Annotated in this window: 3 protein-coding genes and 1 pseudogene; all 4 read right to left on the minus strand. The window is 65.6% G+C overall.

Annotated elements, in window-relative coordinates:
- Window positions 1-239 precede the first annotated feature (239 nt).
- Entirely contained in the window at window positions 240-1,178 is a 939-nt protein-coding gene (locus tag ABSF49_RS21050) for a substrate-binding domain-containing protein (protein ID WP_424114590.1), read from the minus strand.
- 178 nt (window positions 1,179-1,356) lie between these two features.
- Window positions 1,357-1,782: pseudogene (locus tag ABSF49_RS21055) on the minus strand (ABC transporter permease); the annotation flags it as partial.
- Between the two features lie 53 nt (window positions 1,783-1,835).
- Window positions 1,836-3,320, minus strand: a complete 1,485-nt coding sequence (locus ABSF49_RS21060) for an FGGY family carbohydrate kinase (protein ID WP_424114591.1) — start codon at window positions 3,318-3,320, stop codon at window positions 1,836-1,838.
- Between the two features lies 1 nt (window position 3,321).
- A partial coding sequence (locus ABSF49_RS21065; RefSeq protein WP_424114592.1) for a transketolase C-terminal domain-containing protein occupies window positions 3,322-3,576 on the minus strand: 255 nt, incomplete at its 5' end.

Below are 3,576 nucleotides of genomic sequence, written 5' to 3' on the forward strand. Positions count from 1 at the left end.
TCGCCGATGACGGCGTGAACTTCGCCGTCGCGGACGCCGAGGCTGACCCCTTTCAGCGCTTGGTGCGGCCCGAACCATTTCGAAATGTTTCGCGCTTCAAGGGCATAGCTGCCGGCCATGGTTCCTCCACTCCGTGCCCGTCCCACAGGCGCCGGGCATCAACCGTAGCTGACGCCCGGCGCCCTGGCGGCGAAGACCCTTGGGGCTTGCGCCCTTTCGTAGCGGTCCTCGCGTCCCGATCACTGGCCCAAATCGGCCTTTGTCACAATTCTCGACCCCGTGTCATGAATCATCGGCACGGTGTGGTTCTCGTTCATGGCCAGGAGGTAATAGACGCCCCAATAGCCGATTTCCCACTGGCGCTGCGCCATCGTGGCGTAGATGCCGCCGGACTTGATGAACTGGAGCGTTTCCGGCAGATCGTCGAATCCTACCACCAGCACCTTGCCAGCCTTGCCGGCGTTGGTGATCGCCCGCGCTGCTCCGACCGGGTTCGAAGCGTTGCAGCCGAACATCGCGTCGAGGTCTGGATGGGCCTGAAGCGCGTTCTCCGTCAGCGTTACCGCCTTGGGCAGATCGTCGTTGTCGGGCTGTTCGAATACGATCTGAATCCCAGAGTACTCCGCCATCGCACGCTTGAACCCTTTGACCCGGTTCACGTGATTGGTGGCCGTGAGGCTTCCGGACAGGATTCCCACCTTGCCTTTTCCACCTAGCTTCTCGGCCAGCGCTTTGCCGATGCGGTATCCATCCTCTTCGTCGCCCTGATGGCCGACAAATGGATAAGCCGGCCCGCAGTAAGTGTCGAAAGTGTAGGTGTGCACGCCGGCCTTGATCGACTCGTCGATCATCTTCGTGTTGGTCGGCGGATCCAAGCACGACACTGCCAGTCCGTCCGGATGGGTGCCGATGTCTGTCTCAATTCGCTTGTTCTGATCGACGATATCGGCCTGGGGCGGGGCGTCCCATTTGAGCGTAATCTTGACGCCCTGCTTCTGCAGCTCGGCGATCGCGAAGTTCGCTCCATTCTGCACTTCCTGGTACCAGGGATGGACCAGTTTCGGAATGAAAACGAAAGTAAGCGGCTCGGTCGGGGCCTTGATCAGGTCCTCCTGACCGCCGGCGACTGCCGACCCTGAAGCCGCCATCAAGGCGCACCCCAACATGGCCGCCAGCAAAACGCTACATTTCCTCCACATTTGCTTCTCCTTTTCCATTCTGAGCTAGGCGAAACTTGGCGCTAACTTATGCTTCTCCTTTTCGTTTCTGAGCTACGCGAAACTTGGCGCTCGCATTGCTGGCGCACTCACCAGCGCTCGAAGCCGCCGTCGACCAGCAGATCGACGCCGGTGACGAACGAGGCGGCGACATCATCGCCAGCGTGGTGATGAACGTCGGCATACGCAGGCGCGTCACCATCAGCCCGGATGCCAGGCCGCACAGCGCGGATACCACCAGCGCGACGATGATGCTTATGCCGAAAGGCCACTGCAGGGTGTAGTCGAGGTAGCCCAGCACCATGCCCGACAGCGCGAGCGCCGAGCCTACCGACAGATCGATGCCGCCGATGAGGATGACGAGCGTCATGCCGACCGCCATCACCCCGAGCACCGTGATCTGATCCATCACGTTGAGGATGTTGCGCAACGACAGGAACGTGTCGGTCGAGAACGAGAGGAAGACGCAGAGCGCGACGAGACCGACGAGCGGTCCAGTCAACCCGCGCGCGAACCTGAATAAGCCTCCGGCGCTCGCTCGCTCTGCTAGTCCTCCCATCGTCATCGTCCTGTCCCCGATTGCGGCGGCGCGCCGTAGCGTCGCGCTCACCCAGTCGCTCAATTGATCGACCGCCCGCGCGCGCGATTCACGGCGCGCGCCCACGCCGCCCTTTCGCTTCGCCGGGCCTCCTCGGCGATGCGCGGCTCGAAGCTCTGACCGCCGCGATCGAGCTTGCTCAGCCGCTCGAGGGTGAACAGACCGGCGCTGACGCCGGCGAGATGCGCCACGCCCATCGCCGACAGTTCCGAGACCGTCGTGCGTATGACGGGTACGCCGACCATGTCGGCTTCGAACTGCATCACTTGATCGTTGCGAGTCGGGCCGCCATCGACCAGCAGCCGATCGACCTTCGCGCCGCTCGCGCGCACGGCGTCGAGGACGTCGGCGATCTGATGGGCAATCGAGTCGAGCGCCGCCCGGGCGAAGGGCGCGCGGGTGACGCCGAAGGCGAAGCCGGTGACGGTTGCCGACGCTGACGCGTCCCACCATGGCGCGCCGAGGCCGCCGAACGCCGGAACCAGATGCACGCCGCGCGAGTCGGGCATCGTCGCGGCGAGATCGGCAAGCTCTTGCGTCGACACGCCCAGCAACTCTGCGGCCCAGATCAAGGTCGAACCGGCGCTGCGGATGTTGCCCTCGAAGGCGAGGATCGGGGCGTCAATTTGCCAGGCGAGCGTCAGGCAGACGCCAGGCGCGCCAGCGTCGCCGTCGCGCGCATTCGCGCGGTCGACGAGGCCCATCACCGACGATCCAGTGCCGTGGGTCGCTTTGACCGGCCCGGGCGAGAACGCCCCGTGGGCAAAGAGGGCGGAATGCGAGTCCGCCATCACCGCGCCGACGGGAACGCCGTCGGGGAGAGGAAAAAGGCCGCGCGTCGTCGGGAAGGGTCCCGTGGAGCCTACGACGCGCGGCATGGCGGCGGGAGGCACGCCAAAAATCGACAGCAGCTCTTCGTCCCAGCGCGCCGCGACGACGTCGAAGAGCTGAGTGCGCGAGGCGTTGCCAGCTTCGACGACGGCTTCGCCGCCGAAGCGCGACAGCAGGAAGGCGTCGATGGTGCCGATGCAGACGTCTCCCGCCTTGGCGCGCGCCTGCAGCGCCGGCTGGCGATCGAGCAGCCACCGCGCCTTGGCGGCGGAGAACATCGGGTCGAGCGGCAGGCCGCTCTTGCGGCGAATGACGGGGCCGTGTCCGACGGCGCGTATGGCGGCGCAGACGCTCTCGGTGCGCTGGTCCTGCCATGACAGCACGGGCGTCAGCGCTTCGCCTGTCCGGCGGTCCCAAATGACGCAAGACTCGCGCTGGACGCTGAGGCCGACCGAAACGACGCGCTTGGCGGCGTCGGCGTCGAGCGCCTCGGCTACCACGCGCCGCGCGCTCGCCCAGATTTCGTCGGCGTCCTGCTGCACCCAGCCAAGTTCTGGCGTCGCTAGCGACACCGGCGCCTGGCCGCGCCCGACGACAGCGCCGTGTTCGTTGACCAGCAAACACTTGGTCGAACTCGTGCCCTGATCGATGGCGAGGACCAGCGGACCAGCCATCTCACTGCCCCTTCAATTCGAGCGCCGCGGCGACGATTCCGTCGCGGGTCAGTCCGAAATGGTTGAACAGGAACTCCACACTTCCGGTGGGCGCGAAGCCTGTGACGCCAAGCATGCGCATCGGCACGGGCGCATGGCGCACGACGACTTCGGCGACGGCCGCGCCGAGTCCGCCTTCGACCGTTGCTTCCTCGACGGTGACGATCGCCTTGGTCTCGCGCGCCGCGGCGACGATCGCCGCCTCGTCGAGCGGCTT

Source organism: Roseiarcus sp. (assembly GCF_049514155.1).
Lineage (GTDB): Bacteria > Pseudomonadota > Alphaproteobacteria > Rhizobiales > Beijerinckiaceae > Roseiarcus.

Excerpts from the sequence above, each read along its gene's own strand:
- ABSF49_RS21060 (WP_424114591.1), bottom strand. The coding sequence starts at position 3,320 with ATGGCTGGTCCGCTGGTCCTCGCCATCGATCAGGGCACGAGTTCGACC.